The organism is Flavobacterium sp. GP15, from assembly GCF_014281985.1.
GTDB lineage: Bacteria > Bacteroidota > Bacteroidia > Flavobacteriales > Flavobacteriaceae > Flavobacterium > Flavobacterium pygoscelis.
Window position 1 is genome coordinate 1 of sequence record NZ_JACFTC010000008.1, and the last position, 24,710, is coordinate 24,710.

A 24,710-nucleotide genomic window follows, 5' to 3' on the forward strand; every position below is an offset into this window, starting at 1 on the left:
GATATTTGGGTTTTAGGCTTAATTTAAAGATGGTTTTGTATTTGTAAAATTTGTGTTTAATGGAAAAATCTCGCATCTTTACTCCCAAACCTCGCCAAGCGCCAAGACGTTTGCGGTTATATTACCCCAATCAACTAAAAAACAACATTCTATGAAATACATTTTAATTCTTTTTACATTTTTCTCAATTAATTTAACAGCACAAAATATTCTGAAATTTGACAAAAAAAATACTGAATGTGAAGACAAATGGATTTCATACCAAATAGACAAAGACAGCACGTATGTTTTCGGATTTATTTACATTGATTCAGAAGCGGGATTAACACTAAACTATGAAGGGAAATTTAAAATTGATAATAATGGTAAATTCAACAGAATAGAAAGTGAAACTAAAAATGAAGTTGGCTTTATTAAGGTTAGACTTGAACCAAGCAAAACTGCAATTGCTGAAATACCTCAATCAAAATTTAAAGAGCTAAATATTGATAAAACACCAAGTTGGTTAAAATCATATAAAACTGATGAGAATTCAGTAAACAGATTATTTCGTTGGGGTTATATGTATAACGGTTGGAACGAGTGTGAAAAAGCTTTAACATTTTTAGAAAAAGCAGAAAAAATAGATTCAAAATTTAAAGGCTTGCAAACTGAATTAGCATTTTCTTATAATGCTTTAGGAAAATTCGACAAAGCTGAAATATCATTAAAAAAATCAATTGCAGAAAACCCAAAAGAATGTTACACATATAAAGAGTTAGCTTACACTTATACAAAACTTGTGAATTTTGAAAAAGTTGTAGAAACATATACAACAATGACCAAAATATGTACAGAGCAAAACTTCATTCAAGAAACCGCTTATAATTTAGCTTACGAATATTTTAAAATAAAAGATAAGACTAAATTTAAAACGTGGAAAACTGAAGCAGAAAAATGGTCGAAATCTGAAAATAAGTACACAAAAAATTTAATTATAATGGAAACTGAATTGGATAAATAAAAATACAACTGCTAACAGCCGTTACAAGATATTTGGGCATTTGGCTGAATTTAAAGATGGTTTTGTTTCAGCAAAATTTATGTTTAATGGAAAAATCTCGCATCTTTACTCCACAACCTCGCCAAGCGCCAAAACGTTATAGCCAACGCCCAAAAAATCGAAATTCTAATTGAAAATATAAAATGGTAGAAAGAATAAAAATAAAATTAGAGCTTACAAAAGTGGACATGGCTTCTGAAATTATTAGTTGGGTTTTAATTATTTCTATTTGGATTTTGACAATTACAAACTACTTAAACTTTCCTGACATAATTGCAACACATTACAATGATGCAGTAAATGCCGACGAACTTGTCGAAAAATGGATTATTTTTACTTTACCATTGGTTATGACAGTTCTATTTGTTGGAATGTCGATCTTAAACAAATTTCCTCACATATATAACTATCCAATCAACATAACAAAAGAAAACGCATTTACACAATATACAAACGCAACACGACTTATAAGATATTTGAAATTAATTGTCGTTGTTGTTTTCGGACTTATTGTGCTTAAAGCAATTTAAAATGGAAAATTAGAAGGACTTGGAGTATGGTTTTTACCATAAATATTTAGATTGATTTTTACTCCGCTAACTTATTTAATAATGTAAACATTTAACACTAGAAAATTAAAATAAGAATAAGCACTGGCTATAACAGCGGTTTTGCAAGATTGCGAATTTTGTGGTTAATTCGTATTTTTCTTTCGCAAGATATTCTATCTTAGCTGAAAGAACTCGGTTCCGAAGTTCGCAACCCCGCAAAGCCACGAGACGTTGGCGGTAATTATTAAAGACGAAAAAACTACGTGACAAAAATCAACAAAATATTTAAATGGATGAACACTTATACTGCTACAATTGCAGCAGTTAGCTTTGGAATGTTTTTCTTTTATCACGAATTTGAAAGACCTAAACTAAATACATCAAATGACATCTTGCAATTAGAAGGGAAAGTTATAAACTATTCATTTAAACTCAAACCAAGTTTCAAATCAACACTCAAACAATATTACATTTGGCTTGAGAATTATCCTTGTGCTTTCCAAATTAAAGCAGACTTCCTTTCATATTTCTATCAAACAGAATTTGAAAATGAAGTTAAAATAGGAGACAAAATAACATTATCTATCCCAAAAGAATTTCAAAGCCAAATTTGGGACAGAAATAAGAATGTTTTTATTCTTTCCACTTCTAAAAATTCAACTACTTTTTTAAGCCTTGAACAAACTATTCCAGAAGAGAATAGCAATTTTGACATTTATGCGGGATTATTCTTTGTAACTGTTGGTATTGGTTATTATATTCTAAAGAAAAAGAAAGTCATAACGTAGAGAAGTTTATAAATAAAAATAACTACCATAAACAGCGGTTATAGTAAGACGACCGTAAATTAAAAGTAAAACGTAAAACAAAATGAAAATGGAAAACGAAATTTTATTCTCAGAAAGACAGAGATTTAAGCAATGGTGGTTATGGTTAATTCTATTAGGAATTAATGGTCTTTTTTTGTTTGGTGTATTCAAACAAGTTATCGGTGGACAACAATTTGGCGACAAACCAATGAGTGACGCAGGGCTTTTAATAGCAACAGGACTTACAATTGCTTTGACAATTTTGTTTGTAAACTTTCGTCTTGACACGACAATTAAAAAGGAAGGAATTTATGTTCGTTTTTTTCCTTTTCACTTAAAATTCAAACATTTTTCTTGGGACACTTTGACAAAATCTTTTGTTAGACAATATTCGCCACTGACTGAATACGGTGGTTGGGGTTTAAGGCTTGGACTATTTGGAAAAGGAACGGCATATAATGTTTCGGGCGACAAAGGTTTACAACTTGAATTTACAAACAATAAGAAATTGCTTATTGGAACAAACAAGCCAGACGAGTTAACCGAAACGCTGAACAAAATTGGACAACTAAAATAATATCAAAATAACCACAAACCGCTAACAGGGGTTTTGCAAAAGTGGGGCATTTGTGCTAAATTTGAGCATTGGAATTCTATTGAACATTTATGCTAAAATGAACATTTGTGGTTAGATTTCCCCCACCTTCGCCAAGCGCCAAGACGTAGTACGACAGTATTGTCCTAGAGAAAAAAATAACCAAGATCATGAAAAAAATCAATGTTCTATTCCTTCTTATTTTCTTATTCGTGAATATGTATTCGCAAGACACTTTAAAAGTTGGTGATAAAGCGCCAAAAATAATCATCACAGATTATATTTTAAATATTCCGAAAGATAAAAATATTGGAGGTAAATTTATAGTTCTAGAATTTTGGGCAACTTGGTGTGCACCCTGTTTAAGTGCTGTGCCGCATTTAAATGAATTACATGATAATTTTAAAAATAGAAAAGATTTACTTTTTCTTTCTATGACTTACGAAAAACCAGAAAAAACAAAACGAACACTCGAAAAAATACCATTTAAAACGGTAGTCGTTTCTGATCAAACAAAATTAAATGAAGCTAATTTTAATGTTGACGAAATACCACATACTGTTTTAATTGATAATAAAGGAATTATAAGATGGATTGGAATACCAACTGAATTAAATAGTTCAGTAATTGAAAACTTTTTGAACGGAACAAACATTTCAAAGGGAAATTTAATTTTACCAACAGAAAAGAAGCAAGAAAAAGTAACCGAAGTACAAGAACCTGCAAACAGTATAGATATCACTTTAGAACTTTTGAAAGACAGCAAAGCTTATTATATTTTTAGTGTAATTAATGCAGCGGAAAATGACGATGTTATGGCATTCGAAGCTTTATGGAAAGGAAAATACATTGACTTAAATAATAATTTAAAGTCCATGATTTCAAAAATCATCAAAAAGCCTGAATATCAAATTAATATTCCAGATGAGTTAGTTGAAAATAAATATAATATTTTCTACAAAAATTCAAATAAAATTGAGATAAACGAACATAGTAAAATATTAAAGAACAACTTATTAAACTCCTTAAACTTAACAGAAAAAGTAGAAATCAAAAAAGTAGAAGTTTATAATCTAAAAGTAGAAAATACTGAAAAATTAAACTTTTCCCTTAACCAAGAAGAGAAACAAAAACATAGTGGCAGCAACACAACACATTTTATTTTTTCAAATTCTAATATTGAAACACTAATTAGAGATGTTGGTAATTATCATAAAATAATAATATTTAATGAAACTAAACAAGATAAGAACTTAGACTTTATAATTAGAAAAGGTACGTTAACCGAATTAATTAATGACTTAAAAGAATATGGTTTGCGCTTGGAAAAAGTTTCAAAAGAAATCGAATTCTATAACTATCAATAATATGCCGAGCGCACAACAGCTGTTTTGAGCTAGTGGAGATTTAGTGGAATTAACGTTTTTTATCATATCTTCGTTAAGAAGAATATACTCTGCTTTAAAGTTCCAAAACTCGCCAAGCGCCAAGACGTTGAGGAGATTTTGAATTCGCCCAAACGTAAATTCAACAACATTTTAAAAATATAAGTTATAATAAAATTTTGGATAATTGCAATATTGATTTTTATTCCTTCAACATATATACTGTCGAAATTTACATTGAAAGAAAATAGAAAAGAAACAGGTGAAAGAATTTGGAGATATGGAAACGGAAGGTCTACATATTGGCGTATTCTCACTTTGTGCAGTTTCGGAATAACAGCTGTAATAATGCTTATTTTTTATTGGATAGGAATTTCTATCGTGTAAAAATAAAATTATTTCACATTTAATATTAATGGAGAAACATTCAAAATTGAAAGTATTTGTAGGTGTAAGTCAACAAAATTAAATGGGGATTATAAGTGAAAAATGAAATTATTTTGCCTGAAAATAAAACTAAATAAAAAAAATACTGCCAACACACGTCTCGCATAATTTGCGGATTTAGCGGTATTACCGTTTTTTATCGTATTTTCATTTAGCCCAAAATACCCTTGTAAATCGCAAACTGCGTGAGGCGCGAGAACGTTATCTGTCATTTTACCAAAAAATCGGGAAATTCAAAAACATAAAACAACGAATGAAAAAAATAAAATTAACACTACTATTTATTTTAATTACAATTAGTTTTCAAGCTCAAAAAATTTCGGGGAAAATTTTAGATGAAAATAACAATCCTATTTCCGAAGTAAGAATCGGAATTGAAAACGAAGAAATTGGAGATGTAACTAACAGCAATGGAAATTATACAATTAACTTAACTAACATTGACGAAAACAAAAATGTAAAAGTTCTAGGCTCTGAATACGATATATTCACTATTAAGATTTCTGACTTTATCAAATCTAAAAATTATAATATTATATTAAAGAAAAAAATATACAGCTTGAAACAGTAGTAATCAACTCTAAAAATATGTTCATAAGAATTTCGGAACTTCAAATTCTACAAAGCGGTATAGCACATTTGATTCAAATGACCCAAATGATGTTAATCGTGAAATTGCCATAAAAATTAAAAACAAAAAGAAATTAATGATTAAGAAACTAAACATTAATATTGTTAATTATAAAATTGAAAAAACGGCAACATTTATTTTTGATATACAAGGTGATAAAAATGGATTTCCAGATGATAAACAATCTTTAATTAATGAAAATCTACAATTAACAGTTACTGAAAATGATATAAAGAACAACAAAGTATCCTTAGATATATCTGACAAAAATATTTGGACTGATAAAGATTTTTATGTAACAGTTAGAATAGCAGAAGACTTTAAAGGCAAACTCACTTTTGCAGGAAATATTTTTGCGTTTTCAAAAGATACTTATTACAGAAATTATTTTGGGGAATGGAAGAAATTTTCAGTTGGAGAACCATCAATAAATGTTGATGTAATTTTACAAAAATAAAAAATACTGCCGTTAACAGCGGTTTGGTAAAATGTTGGGTTTAGTGCTAAAATCAAGTTCATTTTTCCTAGTGAAATTTAGTGCCAAATTGAACTTAAGTAATTATAAATCATAAACTTGACCAAGATGTAACCTATTATGGGAGATTTCAAAAAAAACCGAAAAAATGAAAGAAGAATTTAAAGAACTGTTCGAATATAATTATCATTTTAACGAGAAATTAATTAAAATTATTTCTGAAAACACTCAAAGTGTTTCTGCAAAGATTTTTAAATTACTGAATCACTTAATTAACGCTCAACAAATTTGGAATGCAAGAATAAAAAATGAAAAGGAATTTGAAGTTTGGCAAATAAATAATTGGAATATAATTGAAAATATTAATAAGGAAAACTACTCAAAAACATTAAATATTATTAATGAAATAGATATTGATAACATAATTGAATATACAAATTCAAAAGAAATTAAATTCTCGAATAAAATTAAAGATATTTTATTTCACATAATTAATCACTCAACTTATCATCGTGCTCAAATTGCAACTGAGTTAAAAATTTGCGGAATTGAACCAATTAATACTGATTATATTTTTTACAAAAGGAAATTGGAGTAAAAAGCAAAGTCGCAGGAACCGTTTAGCAAAATGGCGGGTTTAGTGCTAGAATCAAGTTCAGTTTTCCAATTGAACTTTAGTTCAAAATTGGAAGTTTTGTTCTTTGATTTCCGCCATATCGCATAGCCGAGAACCGTTGGCAGTAATTTGGGCAAAAAAAACAGAAAATTGTGAATATGAAAAATCTAATTTATATTATTACTTCATTTATTTTATTCTCTTGCAATGGACAATCAAATATAAAAAAAAATGAAATTATTGAGAATAAAAATGATGAAACTAATATTACAGTAACATTACCAAAAACAAATCTTCGTGAAATTCCTAAAACTTGGAAAAGTTTAAATGCAATTCAAAAAGAATGGATAAAATTGGAAAAAGACAAAGATGGTTATCTAATTTACGAACCTTGTGACGGAAATACTGAAAACATAAAATTTGAAAATTCAAGTATTGTTATAAACTATAGAATTGAAAGTCAGAAATATAATTATGAAAAATTCACACGAATAACTGGCAATGACGCTTTTAGACTTGATGCAGGAAATGCAGAAATGAGAAAAAGCTTTGAGATTCAAGCTAAAATAGTTGATTATAAAAATGGAATAGTTTTATGGGATTTTGATGGAACAAAATGGTTTATGACACCTAAAGAAAATTATGCAAAATTTAGAATAATCAAAAATAACTGTAAAACTGAAAAGATAAAGGAATTAGATTTTTTGCCAATTGAAAATTATAAATAAAAAACTACTGCCAACAGCCTTTACAATATGTCTAGGTTTTAGGCTTAATTTAAAGATGGTTTTGTAGTTGTAAAATTTGTCTTTAATGGAAAAATCTCGCATCTTTAATCCCTAACCTTGCCAAGCGCCAAGATGTTATCTGTCATTTTAAAAATAATCTCGTGAATAGAAATATTTTCATACAAATATTGTTTTTTAATTTCCTTTTTTCATCTCCTAGTTTAACTTTTGCTCAAAAGAAAGAATTCCGAGATACCAAAGTAGATAGTTTGACTTTTTTAAATAATAGAAAACAACTAAATAATTTAAATACCGAAATTTTTCAAAAAAAAATATTCACAAAAGGTTCTGTAGAAATTCCATACAGAATATTGACTCCCAAAAATAACAATAAGAAACAAGAGTTTCCTTTAGTTATCACTTTTCATAATTCATCAAGAATAGGGTACGATAATGAAAATCAACTTGAACCATTTGCAAAAATATGGTTGAGAGATGAAATATATAGTAAATATCAATGTTATGTTATAGCACCACAATTCAATAAACGTTCTTCAAATTATGAGAATAACGTTGATAATATTCAAACTTCAATACCTTCAAATGATGTGACTGAAATATTGGAATTAATTAAAAATGTTGAAAAAGAATATAAAAATATTGATAAGAATCGAATTTATTTAATAGGTTATTCTATGGGTGCTTCAACTGCACAAAATCTACTAAATATGAAACCAAATAAATTTGCCGCTATAGTTTCGGTTGCTGCGGTTCCTGATTTATCAAATTTTAAAAAATATAAAAATAAAAATATATGGCTAATTCACGGAGAACAAGATATTGAAAATCCATACATTGGAAGTGTTGAGTTTTATAATAAATTATCCTCAGATAAAAATTTGACTTTCACAACCTTCAGAAATCTCAATCATAATAATATAGTTATTCCATTCTTGATAACCGAAGAAATTCCAAAATGGCTGTTTGAAAAACATAAATAAAAAAACTGCTACTAACAGCCGTTTGGCGAGATTGGGGTTTTAGGCTGAATTTAAAGATGGTTTTGTACTTGGAAAATTTGTGTTTAATGGAAAAATTTCGCGTCTTTAATCCCAAACATCTTGTAGCGCCAAGACGTTAGCGGTAATCCTGAAAAATCGCAGGAGATAATAAGAAATATCCTCTTATAAAAATATATTAAGAGAAATGTAACATTTTGAACATACTTGTATCTAAAAGGCAAATTAGTAAATTAACCATTTAAATTTTAGAAAAATGAACAAGTACAAAATTACAATTATCACACTCTTATTTACATTCTTAAGCGTAAATGTCTTTGGACAGAATAAAACGTATTTTTTTGAAATTCAAAAAACTGGACAAGGAAAACAAGCTATTATTTTCATACCAGGTTTTGCTAGTTCGGGCGAGGTTTGGAATGAGACAAAAACAGAATTTGAAAAAGAATACATTTGTTATACTTTAACAATGGCAGGTTTTGCAGGTCTAGAACCACAAAATAATTCAACCTTTAAAAATTGGGAAAATTCAATTGTAGATTTTATTAAAGATAACAAAATCATAAGTCCTATTCTAATTGGACACAGTATGGGTGGTGGTTTAGCATTGGCTATTGCTTCAGACTATCCTGATTTAATAAGCAAAATAATTGTAGTGGATGCACTTCCTTGTTTGCAGGCATTATCAAACCCAAGTTTTAAATCAAAAGAAAAAAATGACTGTTCTGCAGCTGCAAACCAAATTACTGCAATGACAGATGAACAATTCTACAAAATGCAAAAATTGTCTATTCCAAGACTTTTAGTAGATTCAACAATGCAAGAAAAAGTGGTAAGTTGGAGCGTGAAATCAGATCGAAAAACATTTGCAGAAATGTACTGCGATTTTTGGAATACCGATTTGAGAGAGAAAATAAAAAATATAAAATGCCCCAATTTAATTTTATTAGAATCTTACTTTGTAAATATAAAACCAAGTATTGAGGAACAATACAAAAATTTAAAAACAGCCAATTTACAATATGCTAATAAAGGATTGCATTTCATAATGTACGATGATAGCGAATGGTATTATGCACAATTAAAAAAATTCTTAACAACGAAATAATGATATTTGAAGAGATATATAATACGTATTGGCAAAAAATATTTCGTTTGTGTATGGGTTATGTAAATGATAATGATATTGCTCAAGATTTAGCACAGGAGACTTTTATAATTGTATGGCAACAATTACCAAAATTTAGAAATGAATCTAATATTGGAACTTGGATATTTAGAATCGCTTCCAATAATTGTTTACGACAAATTGAAAAAGAAAAAAGAATCATAAAAACCGAATTGCCCATAAATTTAAAAGAAGAAAACCAAGAGTCTATTGAACCCAAAATTCAAAAGCTTTACAAATTTATTTCTGAATTGCCTGAAACGGAACGTATCATTATTTCTTTAGAATTAGAGGAAATAAAACAAGCCGAAATAGCTAACATAGTTGGTCTTTCAGAAGCAAATGTAAGAGTGAAAATTCATAGAATAAAAGAAAAATTAATGCAAAAATTTAAAGGAAATGAACAATAATGATATAGACTTCGCAACTATTTGGCAACAACAAAAAGTGAATCAACCTAATATTGAAGAATTATTGAACAAATTAAAACAATTTAAAAAGTCAAGTTTACAAAAACTTATTATTTCTAATATTTTAATTCTTGGAACAAGTGGATTTATTATTTTTATTTGGTATTATTATGAACCACAATTTATAACTACAAAGATCGGAATTGTTTTGACTATTTTAGCAATGGTTGTATTTGTGTTTTCTAACAATAAACTACTTTCTGTTTTTAATAAAATTGACAACACTAAAAACAATAATGAATATCTACAAAGTTTATCTGAATTAAAAACTAAACAAAAATATATACAAACAACAATGTTAAGTTTTTATTTTATAACATTATCACTTGGCATTTGTTTGTATATGTACGAATACAGTTCAATAATGACGATTGGCTGGGCTATTTTTGCATATTTTATTACATTAACGTGGATTGGATTTAATTGGTTTTATATCAGACCAAAAATCATCAAAAAACAACAAATAAAACTTGACGAATTAATAAGTAAATTTGAAACTGTAAACAAACAGCTAAACGTAAAAGAATAAAGGTTTAGCGCTAACAACCGTTTGGCAAAACGTTAGGTGCAATTATAAAAAAATGGAGAATATAAAAGAAAATTTAAAATATATAATATATTGGACTATAATTTTTATTGTTTCAATTTCAATGATTATATATGGAATTGCAAAACCTTTCCAATTTGCTAATTTTACAAGTTCTTCAAATATCAATCTATCCCAAGGTCATAAACTTATGTGGAGTTTTTATTCATACTCCTTAACTTATCCAATTATTATTGGTGTTTTTGAAATTATTGGTGGAATTACTTTACTATTTTACCGCACAAGAATTTTAGGTTGTATACTTTTAACAGTTATACTTTCAAATGTAATTATTCAAGATTTCGTTTATGAAGTAACAGCATTAAATTCCGCAATATTCTACCAAGTTTTAGTATTAATTATAATATTCTTTGATTTTAAAAAGTTAAAAAATATATTAGTAGAACTATTAAAATTTCAAAATAAAAAAAAGAATCTAATCTTAATGATTATTGCATTATGTATTGCTTTAATCATTAAATATTTCGAAACAAAAATATTATAAAAAAACTGCATATAGCCTTTACAATATGTTTAGTTTTTAGGCTGAATTTAAAGATACTTCTGTACTTGAAAAACTTGTATATAATGGAAAAATCTCCCGTCTTTAATCCAAAACATCTTGTAGAGCAAAAACGTTAGCGAAAACTACAAGAAAAATCGAAAAAATGACAGTAAGACAAATAATAATTATAGTTTTCACAATTTCGATTTTAACTAGTTGCAGACGTGGATACAAAATTGAAAATGGTAAAGTTTACTACGAATATTGGAATGAAGGAAGCGGACAAGCAAAGCAATTAATTAAACAAGCTGACGCAAAGACATTCCAAGAATTGAATTTTGACTGTGATTGTGACTTCGAATTTGGAAAAGACAAAAACCACTTATTTATAAACGGAGAAATTATTAAAAATATTGACCCAAAAACATTTCAGTTTATTGGAAACTATATTTTCAGAGATAAAGATTCAGCTTATTTTTTTGGATTTTATGACAATCTTAATAATTGCCTCATAAAAGGAATAAATCCTAATAAAATAAATTTATTAAAATATCCGTGGGCAAAGGCTGGTAATATATTAATTCACGGAAATGATACTCTAAGTATTGATGATATAAATAAATTTATTCCGCTTGATGATGATTGGGGAAAAACAAAAAAATATATAATTAATAAAAATCAAATTGTATTTGGCGCTAACATTGAAACTTTTAAAATTATCAGTAGTTTTGAAGGAAAGGATAAAAATTACAATTACGAATTTGGTTTTATTAATGAAGATGAATTTAAAAAAACAAGTTACAAGACATTTGATTTTGACAAAAAAGATTTTTGCGAGTATGAACCTCTAGTATTTGTTGATATATATGATAAATTTGAATCATATGTAGAGGACAAAAATGAAAGAATTGAAATAGTGGAAAAACTAAAACTAAAGGGATTTACTATAAATAATATTAGACACTCCAATTGGTTAATAGAATCTAAAATTATTAGAGTTTCATTGACAAACAAAAATTGTAATTGCAATGTTGAAAAGGTTTTCCGTTATGATTATTCAAAACCTCCTGAAACTGACAAAATGTTCAAAGTAACAGAAAGAATAAATTGTAAACAGAAAGAAAAGTAGAACGTAAAATACAGGCCATAACAGCCGTTTGCCAAGATTAAAATATACTATTCTTATTTTAAAATCTAACCCTAAATTATGATTAAAAATATAATACTTATTGCAATATCATTGACTGTTCTCTATTTTTCGATAGAAGATCATGGATATATGTTTATTTCAGTACCAACTTTTATGATGCTATCGTATTATTTTTGCGATCTTTCTTTAAAAATAATTTATAAATATACTATCACTCCAAAAAAAGATATCAATATACAGTCAATCCTCTTTATTGGACTTGTTCCGATTATATTTTCTTTTAGAGATTATGATTTTACGATAGAAGGATATTTTTTATTTTGGAAATTAACCTTTATTAGTATACTATTTAGCTTAATTACCATTTTAACGTTGAGCCAATTTTACAATTTCAAAAATGATAAAAAACTTGAGAATATTATAGCTATAAATATTTGTTTTAGTCTATTAATTCCTGCCATCGGAGTGATGATCAACAAAAATATAAGTTATGAAAAAGAAAGAAAACAACTAATAGAAATCTATTCTAAAGATATTAGAAATGATAGATATGGTGAATCATATTATATCAATTTTAAAACGAATTATAATACTGATGAAAGTGTAGATATAAGCAAAGATTTTTATAATTCTATAACCCAAAATCAAATTGTACTGATAACCTTAAGCAAAGGAATACTGGGTTACGATTACATAAAAAAAATAGAAAAGGCAAGAGAATAAGAAATAGTGTTAAAGTTTAATAACAAACCATCTAAAAAATAAAAACCATGAAATTAATTTTTTACACCGTTATACTATCCTTAGTTTTTATAAGTTGTACAAATTCTAAGGAAAATAAGGATTCAATTCCTGTTCATGACGAATTTACAATACAATCTAAAGAGGTTGGAGAAAAAAGAACCATTAATGTTTGGACACCTCCAGAATATAAAACTAACACAGATTCTTTACCCGTACTATATATGGCTGACGGTGGAATTATCGACGAAGATTTTCCACATATTGCTAATACACTTGCGGCCCTTATTCAATCAAAAAGCATTCCTCCAATGCTAATAGTTGGAATTGCAAATACGCAACGTAGAAGAGATTTAACTGGATTTACTGCTGTTGCAAAAGATAAAGAAATTGCGCCAATTGTTGGTGGTTCTACCAAATTTAGAGCATTTATAGAGCAAGAACTTTTTCCTGAAATAAACAAAAGATACAGAACAACGAATCATAGAAGTATAATAGGAGAATCATTATCAGGACTTTTTGTCGTAGAAACATTTTTTGTAAAACCAGAGATGTTCGATAATTATATCGCATTTGATCCCTCATTATGGTGGAATAATGATTACTTAGTAAAAACCGCAAAAGAACATTTAAAAAACTTTCCAAAAACCGAAAAAAAGATTTGGTTTGCTAGTTCAAAAGAAGAAACAATAGCTCCTTTTACAAAAGAATTGGCTGAAATTTTTAAGACTGAAAAAATTTCTAACTTAAACTGGGAATATTCATTTGAGGCTAACGAGCAACACAATACTATTTTTAGAGCTACAAAAGTAAAAGCACTAAAATGGACGTTTGGTAAAAAATAAAATCTTTTAATTAGTAATATACTAGTTACTGGCAATTACGCCAAAAATAACACCTATTTAATGAAAAATCTAAGCTTTGAAAATCTATTGAGAGATGCTGAAAATCTTATGCTTAATGAAAATGATTCTTATCTTCAATCATATAATGAGTTTAAAAATTACTTTGATAGTATTGACGTAATTGAAAAACATAATTTAATAATTGGAAGTCACTTTGTTTATGGCTGGATGCCTACAATCATTCATCTAGATATTAACGAAATCGAAAAAGTTTTAGAGAATTTGAATAAAGCAAAATCTGGAAGTTTACTTACAGAGAACCAATTGGATATAATTAAAAAATGCATTAATAATTCTATTGTGGGAACTTCAAAATTATTGCATTTTATAAATCCTGAAGTTTATGCAATTTGGGATAGTCGAATTTTCAGATATTTAACTGGAAAAAAATCTTCATATGGAATTGATAAGTCAAAAGCTTATGTAAATTATTTAAATGCTTTAAATGAAATTCAAAAGCATAATGATTATCAAATACTTCATAACAAAGTTCAAAAAAATTTTAAATATGAGATTTCATCTATGCGTGCAATTGAGCTTTTAATGTTTGAAACTGACAGACAACGAAATAGCAATAAATAGAAGTAACTGCTGGTAACAGCCATTACACAATAGTTGCGAATTTAGTGTAATTAACGTTTATTGTCATATATTCGTTAAGCAGAAAATAATCTGTTACAAAGTCGCAACCATCGTGTAGCGCCAATAAGATAAGTTATAAACAATATAGAAAAATTCAAAGCTTTTATTTACCAAAAAAGTATTCTTATTTCCTTGAACATATTCCAAAAACTTTAATGAAGAAAGCTGTTTTAGAAAAAAGTTTAGATTATATGCAATTTCAAAATTTGATCATTTTGACATTTTGTTTTGTTATAACTTTACTTGCAATGCTCTATTCATTAGATTTTGGTAGTTATATCCTTATAGAATGTTTTTTATTTTTATTCTCTTTACTCTTTATTGCCATTTTATTTACTAAAAAAGGGCTTATTATAATTGATGAGAATTTATATAGCGGCATTTTTTTATTTGGTAAACCAATCTACAAAAAATTAATTCCCATTATTGGATTTGATTGCATTTCGATAGTAAAGGGAAAACTTTCTACAAACTATGCTTATTCCTATAAAATTGATGTGTTTCATAAATGGGAACCCGATTTAAATGTTTCAATTAAAAGTTTCAAAATTTGTATGATTGAAGAAAATCAAAAGAAAATCAAAAAAATAATAACATTAACCGACTCTAAAAAAGTAAAAATAGCAGTCGATTTTATTATTGAAAATAGTACGCTAAAATATGTTGAATTATATTAATACGTTTCACTCACTACTATAAGATTAATAACCAATTATTATAATTTCTATTTTAAACTTTAAATAGAATATAAAAAAATGATCTATAATGTTTTTCTAAAAATGTAATGTAGAGTAAGCATTTTTATATCCTAAGCTAGAAAACTAAGAAATGCTAAAAGAGGATTGATTGCATTATTTTAATGTAATAGAAAACTATTATTTCATTAATTAAAAGCCCAACTATTAAAATTTTAAGTAGTTGGGCTTTTGTATTTTTTATAATTATTTATTAAGCCTGTCTTTTATCTTTCACCGTTTTTAAAAAACTATTTAAATGCTTATTAAAAACTTCTGGTTGTTCTAAGTTAGAAACGTGTCCTGCACCTTCAATAACTTTTAAAAGAGAACCTTTGATGTTTTCATGCATAAATTGTGATTGTGCAACGGGTGTTAATTGATCTTGAGCACCGCAAATAATAAGTGTTGGAATTGCAATAGCTCCTAAAGTAGAGCACGATTCTGAACGCTCTGCCAAAGCCACTAAACCAGCAGTAATTGATCTTGTAGAATTGGAAACCACTACTTCGCGCAACCTCTCAACAACTTCGCGCTTATTTTGAAAAGAATCAGGATGAAAAACACTTTTAATAAAATTCTCATTAAATTCGGATGTACCTTTTTGCTTAATTTCTTCAACCGTTTTCAATCGTTTTTCTTTAGCTTCATCACTGTCAGCGGTACATTGTGTATCGGCTAAAATTAATGCCTCAAAACGCTCTGGAAATCTTTTTACAGCATTTAGAGCAATGTAACCGCCCATTGATAATCCACAGACAATTGCTTTTTCTATATTTCTCCTGTCCATAAAAGCTATTAAATCATCCGTAAACAAATCAATACCTAAATGTGTTTCCTCGTCAGTTGACTTACCAAAACCACGAATATCAACAGCTATTGTACAAAAAGACTCTTTTAAACTGTCTATTTGCTCTTTCCACATTGATTTATCAAATGGAAAACCATGCAAAAACAATATAGGAACCTCACCTTCACCAGCATAATTATAGGAAAGTGACATACTATTTACCTCTTCAATAAGATCTGAATTTGCACTTGTTGCACCAGTATTATTTACAGATTCAATTACTTTATCAGCATGACTTTCTTCGTATTTTTTTACCAAATTAACCAATGAATCGTAATATTTACTTAAGTTAATTTCAGGATTTTCTTTAGCAGGAATCGTTTCAGTTAGCTCGTTTAAATGCTTTAACAATTCTGGATAATTATTTCTAATTTTTTCAGTTATTTTTAAAATCTTTTCGTTCAATTCTTTTTCGACAATCATACTCTGTTATTTAAAAATTAATATACAATCAACTGAATCATTATACGGAAACAGTTACTTTTTTTTTGAATTTTAATGATTGATCCATTTTATTAATTATTAATAAAAAAGTTTTTAGGATCATTCCATGCTTGTAAAATTAAGAGTTATAGAAATAAAATGTGTTATATAGTTCATATTGAAGCTTATAAAATACGCACATTTAATCCATACTATTTTTTTGATAATACGTTTTATTAGAGAAGCTATTTGCCTGAATAATTTTAAATCAAAATTTAAAAGATTTTATTTTTTGATTTTAAAATTAAGCGTATAAAATGATGTTCAAAAGAAATCAATTTTACACAATTAATACAAATCGTTATATATCAGTACAGTTATAATTTACCTACAGTATTTTTTTTGTAAATTTGAGTTCAACGAGCATTTTAAAAAAACATTCGTTTCGTTGTGATATAAAACTACAATCACAACAATTAATGGATTTAATTCTATCTGTTTTAAGAAATGCTACTATTAGAACTCTTAAAAAAATAAAAATGAAAATTCCAATTTATCCTTTAAAATTTGAACCCATTTATCAATACCGACTTTGGGGAGGCCGAAAATTAGAAAATTTACTTTCAAAACCTTTACCAGATAATGAGCCCATCGGTGAAGCTTGGATATTGAGCGATCGTAAAGACCATTCCAGTTTAGTGCAAGAAGGCGATTTAAAAAACAAAACTATTACTTCCTTAATGGAAGAGTATCGGTATGAAATAATGGGTAAGAACGGTCTCTATTACGATCGTTTTCCGCTATTGCTGAAATTTTTAGATTGCAAAGAGGTTTTATCGGTACAAGTGCATCCTTCTGATCACCAAAAAGAGCTACTTCCTGAAGGCGATACTGGAAAAACAGAAGCTTGGATTGTATTAGAAACAAGTGATGACAGTAAGATTTTTGCGGGTTTAAAGCCAGGTACAAATAAAGAAAATTTAGTAGAATCGATTAAAGATAAATCAGTTTCAGAACGACTTCATAGTTTTATTCCTAAACAAGAAGATGCAGTATTCATTGAATCAGGAACCGTTCATACGCTTGGTGGAACTGTAGTTTTTGAAGTACAAGAAAATAGTGATGTGACTTTTCGTTTGTATGATTGGGATCGATTGGATGCAAAAACGGGTAAGCCACGTGATCTTCAGATTGAAAATGCGATTCAAAGCATCAATTTTAATCAAGGTGAGATTGGTCCTGTAACTCCAGTAATTGATAATTCAATTAAAAATTCCGAAATACTCTTTGACAACAATCACTTTAAAGTATGGCGCATCAAAAATAAAGAGGTTTTTAAAGTTGGTTTTATTGACATGCCTACTATTTTAGTTTGTATTGATGGAAAAGGTAGTATGAATTATAACAATCAAGAATATAACATTAGTAAAGGAGAAGTGATGCTTTTACCAGCAATTATAGGGCAATTAGAACTTTTACCTAATGATGAAATTAACTTATTTCAAATCACTATTCCTGATAAAAACTCCAATTAAATTATATCACTTTTATAAAATTATAATCTGTAAGATTTCAAAAAATGAAAAAATTAATAATATTTGATTTGGATGGTACATTGGCTAAAAGTAAATCTGCTATAGATAAAGAAATGGCAATTCTTTTTAAGGAGCTTTTAGAGGTAACTCAAGTTGCTATAATTTCTGGTGGAGACTGGCCACAATTTGAAAAACAAGTTATAAACCAATTACCAAAAGACACCATATTTACAAAACTCTCGATTCTGCCCACTTGCGGAACAAAATATTATCAATACAAAAAGAATTGGGTTAAATTGTATGAGGAAAAATTCACAGATGAAGAAAGAAAGGAAATCCTTTTTAACCTAAACATTACAATAAAGAATTCAGATATTGAAATTAAAAAAACTTGGGGAAATCAAATTGAAGATCGCGGTAGTCAAATCACCTTTTCTGCTTTGGGACAAGAAGCGCCACTTGAAGAAAAAAAAACATGGGATAATGATTTTGCTAAACGAAAAAAAATTGTTACTCCGCTTCAGAAATCTTTAAAAGAATTTTCGATAGGAATGGGCGGAACAACATCTATAGATATTACTAAACCAGGAATCGATAAAGCTTACGGAATTTTAAAACTCAAAGAAATTTTAAAAATTGGCATTGATGAAATGTTATTTATTGGTGATGCACTATTTGAAGGAGGAAACGATTTTCCAGCTAGAAGCACTGGTGCCAAGTGTATTCAAGTGAGAGATCCAGAAGAAACTAAAAGAATAATAGAAACTATTATTGCTTGTGAAACTAACAATATTTAAAAAATAAAAATACAATGATTCCATTTAAACTTAACCGCATTTGTACCATCATGGAACCCGAAGCAGGAAATGAATACGAAGTAGAAGGCGTTTTAAATCCGGCTGTAACTAGAGGACCTGACGGAGAATTATACATTTTTCCTAGATTGGTAGCAAAGGATAATTACTCAAGAATTGGAATTGGAAAGGTTAAATTTAATACTGACGGAGATCCATTTGAAGTAGAACGTTTAGGAATTGCTTTAGAACCGGAAATGGATTATGAAAAACGTCCTGGCGGCGGCGGCGGATGTGAAGATCCAAGGATTTCTTATGTCAAATCTGTAGAAAATTATATAATGACTTATACGGCTTACGGACCAGATGGACCGCGAATTGCAATGGCTAAGTCGAAAGATCTTTTAAGTTGGGAACGCTTGGGATTGGTTTGTTTCTCGTTATATAAGCCACTTGATTTTAACAACGTAGATGATAAAGATGCTAGTTTTTTCCCGACGGATCTTCCTAGTCCACACAATCATACCTCGATTGCTATGCTACACCGACCGTTATTTCCCGAATCTATTCCAGAGAAAACGGTTAAACTTGATGATAATCGCTCAATAGATCAACATAGAGAAAGTATATGGATTTCTTATTTTAATCTAAAAGAAGGTCAGGAAACTTGTCTAGAACACGCTCAATTTACTTCGCATTATCGTTTGGCACAACCCGTTTACCCTTGGGAAAAATTAAAAATTGGTGCAGGTGCGCCACCCATTTTAACCAAACATGGTTGGTTGATGATTTACCACGGTGTTAGAAAACATAATGATTGCACAGAAGATCAGCCACGATATACTTATTCTGCTGGAGTTATGGTTTTGTCTGAGAATTCACCTCAAGAAATAATTTATCGATCTCCTGAGCCTATATTAGTTCCAGAATTAGAAGATGAAACAATTGGAATAGTTGGTAATGTAGTTTTCCCTACAGGAACAGATCGAAGGGACGATATTGGTCAGCCGGAACGAATTGATGTTTATTACGGAATGGCAGACAATCGAATAGGTGTCGCAAAAATGACAATACCAGATGTATTGCCAAAATATTGGAAGAGTTTGTAAGTAGAATATAATTTTACGTTAGCAAACCTTTTTAAAATAAGTAATACCTAAAAGTTCAATCGATTAAAAAATTTAAATAAATGGTGTGATTTTTATTTGTAAATTAGATCTGTTAAAACTTAAAAATCAATTACTTATGAAAAATAAAAGAAAAATATTTTCGCTATTAATGAGTCTAAGTTTTGTGTTCTTAATCACGCTCCTTTATGCTTTTAAATCAAAGACTATAGAAGATAATAGCTACCAGCCACAACCAAAGTGGAAAAATCTTAAAGTCCTTCCTCAAAACATTTCTAAAGATAGCTTAGACTATTTAATGGACGGTTATACCAATGCCTTAAGCGTAAAATGTAACTATTGTCATGCTTCGCAAAAAGACAATTCCAGTAAATTAGATTTTGCAAGTGATGATAAAATTGAAAAAGAGATCGCTCGCGGCATGATTAAAATGACCAATGATTTGAATAAAATTTATTTTCAACCTCATTTTCCGGACCCAAAGCCAGCTCAGGTACAGGTTGTAAATTGCGTTATGTGCCATCGTGGAGCTCCAAATCCGGAGAAATATCTAGCAAAAATGAGCACAATGTACAAAACATACAATCCTGATAGAGATAACAGAAAAGAGAAAATGCTAAAAGAAATGGGAAAACATTGATAAAATAAATATAATTTAAATACTCTGTTTTTTTATCGATAGTATTAAAAAAGGATTTTAAATAACTACTGTTGTAATAATCTAAAATCCTTTTTTCATTGTTATTTGATATAGATTTTGCCTCTTAATCAATCTATTAAATCAATATATTACCTCCACTTTTTATAAGCATTAATTAATCCATTTGTAGAAGCATCGTGCGAATTTATTTCATCCTCATTACTAAGTTCTGGAAGCACTTTTGATGCTAATTGTTTGCCCAGCTCAACTCCCCATTGATCAAAACTTAATATATTCCAGATAATTCCCTGTACAAATATTTTATGTTCGTAAAGTGCTATCAGTTTGCCTAAAGAAAATGGTGTCATTTCTTTAACTAAAAACGAGTTGGTTGGTTTATTTCCTGCAAATACTTTAAACGGAATTAATTCGTCAATTTGAGCTTTACTCATCTTCGAATCTTTTAATTCATTCGCTACTTCCTCAGCTGTTTTTCCATTCATCAGCGCTTCCGTTTGTGCGAAAAAATTAGATAATAAAATAGGATGATGCTTTCCAACGGGATTATGACTTACAGCAGGAGCAATAAAATCACATGGAATTAGGTGTGTACCTTGGTGTATTAATTGATAAAATGCATGTTGCCCATTAGTTCCTGGTTCACCCCAAACTACGGGTCCAGTACTGTAGGTCACTTTTTTTCCATTTCTATCTACGTGCTTACCGTTGCTTTCCATATTTCCTTGTTGAAAATAAGCTGGAAAACGATGCATATATTGATCGTATGGTAAAATAGCTTCTGTTTCTGCACCAAAAAAATTAGTGTACCAAATACCAACTAAGCCCATAATTACGGGAATATTAGTTTTAAAATCTTCATTTTGAAAATGATGATCTGCAGCTTCAGCACCTTTCAATAACTTCTCAAAATTATCATACCCAATTGTAAGTGCAATCGAAAGTCCAATGCTACTCCAAATACTATAACGACCTCCTACCCAATCCCAAAAAACAAACCTATTTTCAAGATCGATTCCGAAATCCTTCACTCCTTTTTCGTTTGTCGAAAGCGCTATAAAATGTTTAGCAACAAACTTTTCATCAAGTGCTGATTTTAAAAACCAATCACGCGCTGTATGAGCATTGGTCATGGTTTCCTGAGTAGTAAACGTTTTTGATGCAATGGTAAAAAGTGTTTCCTCTGGATCTAAATTTTTTAATGTTTCAACAATTTGAGTTCCATCCACATTAGATACAAAATATGCTTGTATGCCTTCAATCCAATACGGTTTTAATGCTTCGGTAACCATTACTGGACCAAGATCACTTCCACCAATACCAATATTAACGATATTTTTAATTTTTTTTCCAGTATATCCTTTCCATTCTCCACTGTGAATTTTTTTACAGAAGGATTTCATTTTTTCACGAGCTTCTCGAACTTCTAGCATTATGTCGTTACCATCTAAAGTAATAGTTTCCGAAGAAAAATTTCGCAAAGCTGTATGCAAAACAGCGCGATTTTCACTTAAATTTATTTTTTCTCCACTAAACATAGCTTCTCTCGCTACTTTCACTTGAGATTCGTCTGCTAATTGAAATAATAGTTCCAATGTCTTTTCGTTAATAATATTTTTTGAATAATCAAAAAGGATATCATCCAATTCAACTGACATTTTATCAAAACGTTTTGGATCATTTTTAAAAAGTTCTTTCATCTGAACCTGATTCATTTCAGATTGATGTTTATATAATTCTTTCCAAGCGGTGGTTTCTGTAGGATTAATTTTTGGTAACATATTCAATTATTTTATTATTTATTTTCTGAAATAGTTTAAAGCAGTAGTACTAACTTTTTTTATGATTATAATTTTGATGCAGACTCACTATCAATATACCAATGCGTTTTATGTTTGTCACTACTAATTAATCGCGCAGGATATTCATTTATTGTCCCTTTTGAATCATTTAAAACATGATAAATTGCAGCCGCTTTGTCTTTCCCATAAACTAAAAAAGCAATATTTCTAGCTTGATTAATAAGTGGAGCAGTCATAGTTATGCGGTACATATTCACTTCATTTACATAAACAGCCTTAATTGTTGCATCAGTTTCTTCTAATACGGTAGTATTAGGAAAAAGTGACGCCGTGTGTGCGTTATCACCGAGGCCTAAAAGAACAAAATCAAATTCGACTGTTTTTTCTTTAAAATGGTATCGTATAGATTTATCATAACGCAATGCTGCTGTTTCAGGACTTTCTGAAGTATCAACATTAAACACATTAGAATTTTTAATTTTTAAAGGTACAAATAAAGCCTTTTTTACCATTAAATAATTTCTTTGTGGATCATTTTCCGGAACAAAACGCTCATCACCAAAGAAAAAATAGGTTTTATCCCAATCGATCTTATTGCTAAACTTTTCAGAAGCAAGTAATTCGTATAATTTCTTTGGAGAATTTCCGCCTGCTAAAACAAAATTAAATTGTCCTCTTTCCCTAATGGCCGCTTGTGCAGTACTACAGATGTTCTCTGCCAAAGCATTTAATAGTTCATTAATATCCGTGTAAACATTTATTGCACTTATCATTCCTACTTATTTTTTTCTGGAAGGTTAAACCAATGATAACCATCTTGTGCAATGAGCGCTTCTGCATTTTCTGGCCCCCAAGAATCAGCTGGATAATTTGGAAAATCAGCTGTTTTACTGTTTTCCCAAAAATTAAGCACAGGCATAATCAATTGCCAAGCTTCCTCTACTTGATCTGCACGCATAAAGAGCGTTTGATCACCAGATATAATATCTAATAGCAAGGTTTCATAAGCTTCTGGAGATTCTGATTTTGGAATACCCGAATAATCAAAAATCATATTCATTGAATTAAGATTCATTTCGAGACCTGGACTTTTGCTTTGCAACTGAAATTGAATGGCCATATCTGGCTGAATACTAATAATTAATCGATTTTTTTTAGGGCTGTTACCTTCATCAGAATGGAAAATATTATGAGGAATTTCTTTGAACTGAATTGTAATTTGAGAAGCCGATTTAAAGAGTCTTTTACCTGTTCTTAAATAAAAAGGTACACCTTGCCAGCGCCAATTATCAACATAAAGTTTAAGAGCGGCAAAAGTTTCTGTGTTTGAATGTGGATCTACATTTTCCTCTTCACGATACCCAATCACTTTTATACCTTCTATCCATCCCGGACCATATTGACCTCTAGCCGACATAGAATCAATTTCGCTAGGTATAATTTTACGCATTGATTTTAGAATATCAACTTTGCGATTGCGAACCTCATCAGCATCAAAACTTATTGGCGGTTCCATTGCAATGATACAAAGGAGTTGTAATAGGTGATTCTGGATCATATCTCTCAAAATCCCCGCTTGCTCGAAATACTTTCCTCGCGTGCCAATACCTATTTGTTCCGTTACCGAAATCTGAACATTTTCGATATGATTTCTGTTCCAAAGTGGCTCCATAATCGAATTGGCAAAGCGGAAAGCCATTATATTTTGAACTACTTCTTTACCTAAATAATGATCAATTCTATATATCTGATTCTCATGAAATAAAGTTAGCAGTTTTGCATTAAGTGCCTTAGCCGATTCTAGGTCAGTGCCAAATGGTTTTTCGATAACAATTCGAGCTGTTTCAGGGTTGTTATCTAGTTTTGCGATTGAAATATTATGAGCAATGGTACAAAAAAAGTGTGGAGCTACCGCGCAATAATATACTATTGAAGGCGTTTCCTCTTCCCACTCTTTTTTAAATTTCTCAATATAATTTCCAAAAGGCTTAAACGTTGAGGCATCAGTAATATCAGCGGCTTGATGAAATATATTGGAGGCAAATTTTGACCACTCTTCTTTTTTTGATTTTCCTTTTCTTGAAAATTCATCTACCGAAGCAAGTAATTCGCCTTTGTATTTTTCATCCGTCATTTTGGTTGACGATGTCCCAATGATAGCAAATTTCTCGGGCAACCAACCGTCTAAAAAAAGATTATAAAGCGCGGGCATAATTTTTCGTTTGGTCAAATCACCAGTACCACCGAATATGATAAAAATAGTAGAATTTGCTTTTTTATTAGCCGTTTTTCCCATAATTTAAATGTATTGAAAACTTATAT

27 protein-coding genes are annotated in these 24,710 nt (G+C 29.3%); 23 read left to right on the top strand and 4 right to left on the bottom strand.

Features of this window, described 5'->3' with window-relative positions; genetic code table 11:
- The first annotated feature begins 151 nt into the window (after window positions 1–151).
- From H2650_RS14060 to H2650_RS14150, 19 genes are all read left to right on the top strand, one after another.
- The gene (locus H2650_RS14060) at window positions 152–1,003 is read left to right on the top strand and encodes a lipopolysaccharide assembly protein LapB (protein ID WP_188051458.1); all 852 of its coding nucleotides are present in this window, start codon (window positions 152–154) and stop codon (window positions 1,001–1,003) included.
- A 182-nt stretch (window positions 1,004–1,185) separates the two neighbouring features.
- Entirely contained in the window at window positions 1,186–1,572 is a 387-nt protein-coding gene (locus tag H2650_RS14065) for a DUF1648 domain-containing protein (RefSeq protein WP_223151117.1), read from the top strand.
- A gap of 314 nt (window positions 1,573–1,886) precedes the next feature.
- Window positions 1,887–2,381 (top strand): hypothetical protein, encoded by a 495-nt coding sequence (locus H2650_RS14070; protein ID WP_188051459.1) that lies wholly within the window; start codon window positions 1,887–1,889, stop codon window positions 2,379–2,381.
- A gap of 88 nt (window positions 2,382–2,469) precedes the next feature.
- Window positions 2,470–2,979, top strand: coding sequence for a hypothetical protein (locus H2650_RS15960; RefSeq protein WP_188051460.1), 510 nt, complete (start codon window positions 2,470–2,472; stop codon window positions 2,977–2,979).
- 188 nt (window positions 2,980–3,167) lie between these two features.
- The gene (locus H2650_RS14080) at window positions 3,168–4,364 is read left to right on the top strand and encodes a TlpA disulfide reductase family protein (protein ID WP_188051461.1); all 1,197 of its coding nucleotides are present in this window, start codon (window positions 3,168–3,170) and stop codon (window positions 4,362–4,364) included.
- Window positions 4,365–5,082: 718 nt separating this feature from the next.
- Window positions 5,083–5,400, top strand: a complete 318-nt coding sequence (locus H2650_RS14085; protein ID WP_188051462.1) for a carboxypeptidase-like regulatory domain-containing protein — start codon at window positions 5,083–5,085, stop codon at window positions 5,398–5,400.
- Window positions 5,401–5,536: 136 nt separating this feature from the next.
- On the top strand, window positions 5,537–5,917 hold the full coding sequence (locus H2650_RS14090) for a hypothetical protein (protein WP_188051463.1): 381 nt from the start codon (window positions 5,537–5,539) through the stop codon (window positions 5,915–5,917).
- 166 nt (window positions 5,918–6,083) lie between these two features.
- Window positions 6,084–6,533 carry a DinB family protein gene (locus H2650_RS14095; protein WP_188051464.1) on the top strand — a complete coding sequence of 150 codons (450 nt, stop codon included), beginning with the start codon at window positions 6,084–6,086 and terminating at the stop codon, window positions 6,531–6,533.
- A 176-nt stretch (window positions 6,534–6,709) separates the two neighbouring features.
- Window positions 6,710–7,279: a hypothetical protein gene (locus H2650_RS14100; protein ID WP_188051465.1), complete on the top strand. Its 570-nt coding sequence runs from the start codon at window positions 6,710–6,712 to the stop codon at window positions 7,277–7,279.
- A gap of 161 nt (window positions 7,280–7,440) precedes the next feature.
- On the top strand, window positions 7,441–8,280 hold the full coding sequence (locus H2650_RS14105) for a prolyl oligopeptidase family serine peptidase (protein ID WP_188051466.1): 840 nt from the start codon (window positions 7,441–7,443) through the stop codon (window positions 8,278–8,280).
- Window positions 8,281–8,554: 274 nt separating this feature from the next.
- Complete coding sequence (locus H2650_RS14110) at window positions 8,555–9,406, top strand: alpha/beta fold hydrolase (RefSeq protein WP_188051467.1); 852 nt, start codon at window positions 8,555–8,557, stop codon at window positions 9,404–9,406.
- Complete coding sequence (locus H2650_RS14115; RefSeq protein WP_188051468.1) at window positions 9,406–9,876, top strand: RNA polymerase sigma factor; 471 nt, start codon at window positions 9,406–9,408, stop codon at window positions 9,874–9,876. The genes H2650_RS14110 and H2650_RS14115 overlap by 1 nt, the downstream gene beginning before the upstream one ends.
- Window positions 9,866–10,465: a hypothetical protein gene (locus tag H2650_RS14120; RefSeq protein ID WP_188051469.1), complete on the top strand. Its 600-nt coding sequence runs from the start codon at window positions 9,866–9,868 to the stop codon at window positions 10,463–10,465. The genes H2650_RS14115 and H2650_RS14120 overlap by 11 nt, the downstream gene beginning before the upstream one ends.
- A gap of 52 nt (window positions 10,466–10,517) precedes the next feature.
- On the top strand, window positions 10,518–11,027 hold the full coding sequence (locus H2650_RS14125) for a hypothetical protein (protein WP_188051470.1): 510 nt from the start codon (window positions 10,518–10,520) through the stop codon (window positions 11,025–11,027).
- Between the two features lie 163 nt (window positions 11,028–11,190).
- On the top strand, window positions 11,191–12,156 hold the full coding sequence (locus H2650_RS14130; RefSeq protein ID WP_188051471.1) for a DKNYY domain-containing protein: 966 nt from the start codon (window positions 11,191–11,193) through the stop codon (window positions 12,154–12,156).
- Window positions 12,157–12,234: 78 nt separating this feature from the next.
- Window positions 12,235–12,900: a hypothetical protein gene (locus H2650_RS14135; protein WP_188051472.1), complete on the top strand. Its 666-nt coding sequence runs from the start codon at window positions 12,235–12,237 to the stop codon at window positions 12,898–12,900.
- Window positions 12,901–12,947: 47 nt separating this feature from the next.
- The gene (locus tag H2650_RS14140; RefSeq protein WP_188051473.1) at window positions 12,948–13,763 is read left to right on the top strand and encodes an alpha/beta hydrolase; all 816 of its coding nucleotides are present in this window, start codon (window positions 12,948–12,950) and stop codon (window positions 13,761–13,763) included.
- A 60-nt stretch (window positions 13,764–13,823) separates the two neighbouring features.
- Entirely contained in the window at window positions 13,824–14,405 is a 582-nt protein-coding gene (locus H2650_RS14145; RefSeq protein ID WP_188051474.1) for a hypothetical protein, read from the top strand.
- Window positions 14,406–14,620: 215 nt separating this feature from the next.
- Window positions 14,621–15,142: a hypothetical protein gene (locus H2650_RS14150; RefSeq protein ID WP_188051475.1), complete on the top strand. Its 522-nt coding sequence runs from the start codon at window positions 14,621–14,623 to the stop codon at window positions 15,140–15,142.
- 271 nt (window positions 15,143–15,413) lie between these two features.
- Here the strand turns inward: H2650_RS14150 and H2650_RS14155 are convergent, their stop codons facing one another.
- On the bottom strand, window positions 15,414–16,472 hold the full coding sequence (locus H2650_RS14155) for an alpha/beta fold hydrolase (RefSeq protein WP_223151118.1): 1,059 nt from the start codon (window positions 16,470–16,472) through the stop codon (window positions 15,414–15,416).
- 539 nt (window positions 16,473–17,011) lie between these two features.
- Here H2650_RS14155 and H2650_RS14160 point away from each other — a divergent pair.
- The 4 genes from H2650_RS14160 (at window position 17,012) to H2650_RS14175 (ending at window position 20,568) form a co-directional block, all read left to right on the top strand.
- Complete coding sequence (locus H2650_RS14160; RefSeq protein WP_188051476.1) at window positions 17,012–18,007, top strand: type I phosphomannose isomerase catalytic subunit; 996 nt, start codon at window positions 17,012–17,014, stop codon at window positions 18,005–18,007.
- Between the two features lie 44 nt (window positions 18,008–18,051).
- A complete protein-coding gene (locus tag H2650_RS14165) occupies window positions 18,052–18,804 on the top strand; it encodes an HAD-IIB family hydrolase (RefSeq protein ID WP_188051477.1) in 753 nt (250 codons plus the stop codon).
- A 14-nt stretch (window positions 18,805–18,818) separates the two neighbouring features.
- Window positions 18,819–19,910, top strand: a complete 1,092-nt coding sequence (locus tag H2650_RS14170; RefSeq protein WP_188051478.1) for a glycosidase — start codon at window positions 18,819–18,821, stop codon at window positions 19,908–19,910.
- Between the two features lie 136 nt (window positions 19,911–20,046).
- Entirely contained in the window at window positions 20,047–20,568 is a 522-nt protein-coding gene (locus H2650_RS14175) for a c-type cytochrome (RefSeq protein WP_188051479.1), read from the top strand.
- Window positions 20,569–20,717: 149 nt separating this feature from the next.
- Here H2650_RS14175 and pgi read toward each other — a convergent pair whose 3' ends face one another.
- From pgi to zwf, 3 genes are all read right to left on the bottom strand, one after another.
- Window positions 20,718–22,367 (bottom strand): glucose-6-phosphate isomerase, encoded by a 1,650-nt coding sequence (pgi, locus tag H2650_RS14180; protein ID WP_188051480.1) that lies wholly within the window; start codon window positions 22,365–22,367, stop codon window positions 20,718–20,720.
- A gap of 65 nt (window positions 22,368–22,432) precedes the next feature.
- Window positions 22,433–23,161: a 6-phosphogluconolactonase gene (pgl, locus tag H2650_RS14185; protein WP_188051481.1), complete on the bottom strand. Its 729-nt coding sequence runs from the start codon at window positions 23,159–23,161 to the stop codon at window positions 22,433–22,435.
- A 2-nt stretch (window positions 23,162–23,163) separates the two neighbouring features.
- Entirely contained in the window at window positions 23,164–24,684 is a 1,521-nt protein-coding gene (zwf, locus tag H2650_RS14190; RefSeq protein ID WP_188051482.1) for a glucose-6-phosphate dehydrogenase, read from the bottom strand.
- Between the last annotated feature and the right edge of the window lie 26 nt (window positions 24,685–24,710).

Coding starts and splice junctions, on each gene's coding strand:
- pgl (WP_188051481.1), bottom strand. CDS start 23,161: ATGATAAGTGCAATAAATGTTTACACGGATATTAATGAACTATTAAAT.
- H2650_RS14085 (WP_188051462.1), top strand. CDS start 5,083: ATGAAAAAAATAAAATTAACACTACTATTTATTTTAATTACAATTAGT.
- H2650_RS14080 (WP_188051461.1), top strand. CDS start 3,168: ATGAAAAAAATCAATGTTCTATTCCTTCTTATTTTCTTATTCGTGAAT.
- H2650_RS14110 (WP_188051467.1), top strand. CDS start 8,555: ATGAACAAGTACAAAATTACAATTATCACACTCTTATTTACATTCTTA.
- H2650_RS14160 (WP_188051476.1), top strand. CDS start 17,012: ATGAAAATTCCAATTTATCCTTTAAAATTTGAACCCATTTATCAATAC.
- H2650_RS15960 (WP_188051460.1), top strand. CDS start 2,470: ATGGAAAACGAAATTTTATTCTCAGAAAGACAGAGATTTAAGCAATGG.
- H2650_RS14145 (WP_188051474.1), top strand. CDS start 13,824: ATGAAAAATCTAAGCTTTGAAAATCTATTGAGAGATGCTGAAAATCTT.
- H2650_RS14060 (WP_188051458.1), top strand. CDS start 152: ATGAAATACATTTTAATTCTTTTTACATTTTTCTCAATTAATTTAACA.
- H2650_RS14155 (WP_223151118.1), bottom strand. CDS start 16,472: ATGATTGTCGAAAAAGAATTGAACGAAAAGATTTTAAAAATAACTGAA.
- H2650_RS14095 (WP_188051464.1), top strand. CDS start 6,084: ATGAAAGAAGAATTTAAAGAACTGTTCGAATATAATTATCATTTTAAC.
- H2650_RS14120 (WP_188051469.1), top strand. CDS start 9,866: ATGAACAATAATGATATAGACTTCGCAACTATTTGGCAACAACAAAAA.
- H2650_RS14100 (WP_188051465.1), top strand. CDS start 6,710: ATGAAAAATCTAATTTATATTATTACTTCATTTATTTTATTCTCTTGC.
- H2650_RS14065 (WP_223151117.1), top strand. CDS start 1,186: ATGGTAGAAAGAATAAAAATAAAATTAGAGCTTACAAAAGTGGACATG.
- H2650_RS14135 (WP_188051472.1), top strand. CDS start 12,235: ATGATTAAAAATATAATACTTATTGCAATATCATTGACTGTTCTCTAT.
- H2650_RS14125 (WP_188051470.1), top strand. CDS start 10,518: ATGGAGAATATAAAAGAAAATTTAAAATATATAATATATTGGACTATA.
- H2650_RS14115 (WP_188051468.1), top strand. CDS start 9,406: ATGATATTTGAAGAGATATATAATACGTATTGGCAAAAAATATTTCGT.
- H2650_RS14140 (WP_188051473.1), top strand. CDS start 12,948: ATGAAATTAATTTTTTACACCGTTATACTATCCTTAGTTTTTATAAGT.
- H2650_RS14150 (WP_188051475.1), top strand. CDS start 14,621: ATGAAGAAAGCTGTTTTAGAAAAAAGTTTAGATTATATGCAATTTCAA.
- H2650_RS14170 (WP_188051478.1), top strand. CDS start 18,819: ATGATTCCATTTAAACTTAACCGCATTTGTACCATCATGGAACCCGAA.
- H2650_RS14070 (WP_188051459.1), top strand. CDS start 1,887: ATGAACACTTATACTGCTACAATTGCAGCAGTTAGCTTTGGAATGTTT.
- H2650_RS14165 (WP_188051477.1), top strand. CDS start 18,052: ATGAAAAAATTAATAATATTTGATTTGGATGGTACATTGGCTAAAAGT.
- zwf (WP_188051482.1), bottom strand. CDS start 24,684: ATGGGAAAAACGGCTAATAAAAAAGCAAATTCTACTATTTTTATCATA.
- H2650_RS14090 (WP_188051463.1), top strand. CDS start 5,537: ATGATTAAGAAACTAAACATTAATATTGTTAATTATAAAATTGAAAAA.
- H2650_RS14175 (WP_188051479.1), top strand. CDS start 20,047: ATGAAAAATAAAAGAAAAATATTTTCGCTATTAATGAGTCTAAGTTTT.
- pgi (WP_188051480.1), bottom strand. CDS start 22,367: ATGTTACCAAAAATTAATCCTACAGAAACCACCGCTTGGAAAGAATTA.
- H2650_RS14130 (WP_188051471.1), top strand. CDS start 11,191: ATGACAGTAAGACAAATAATAATTATAGTTTTCACAATTTCGATTTTA.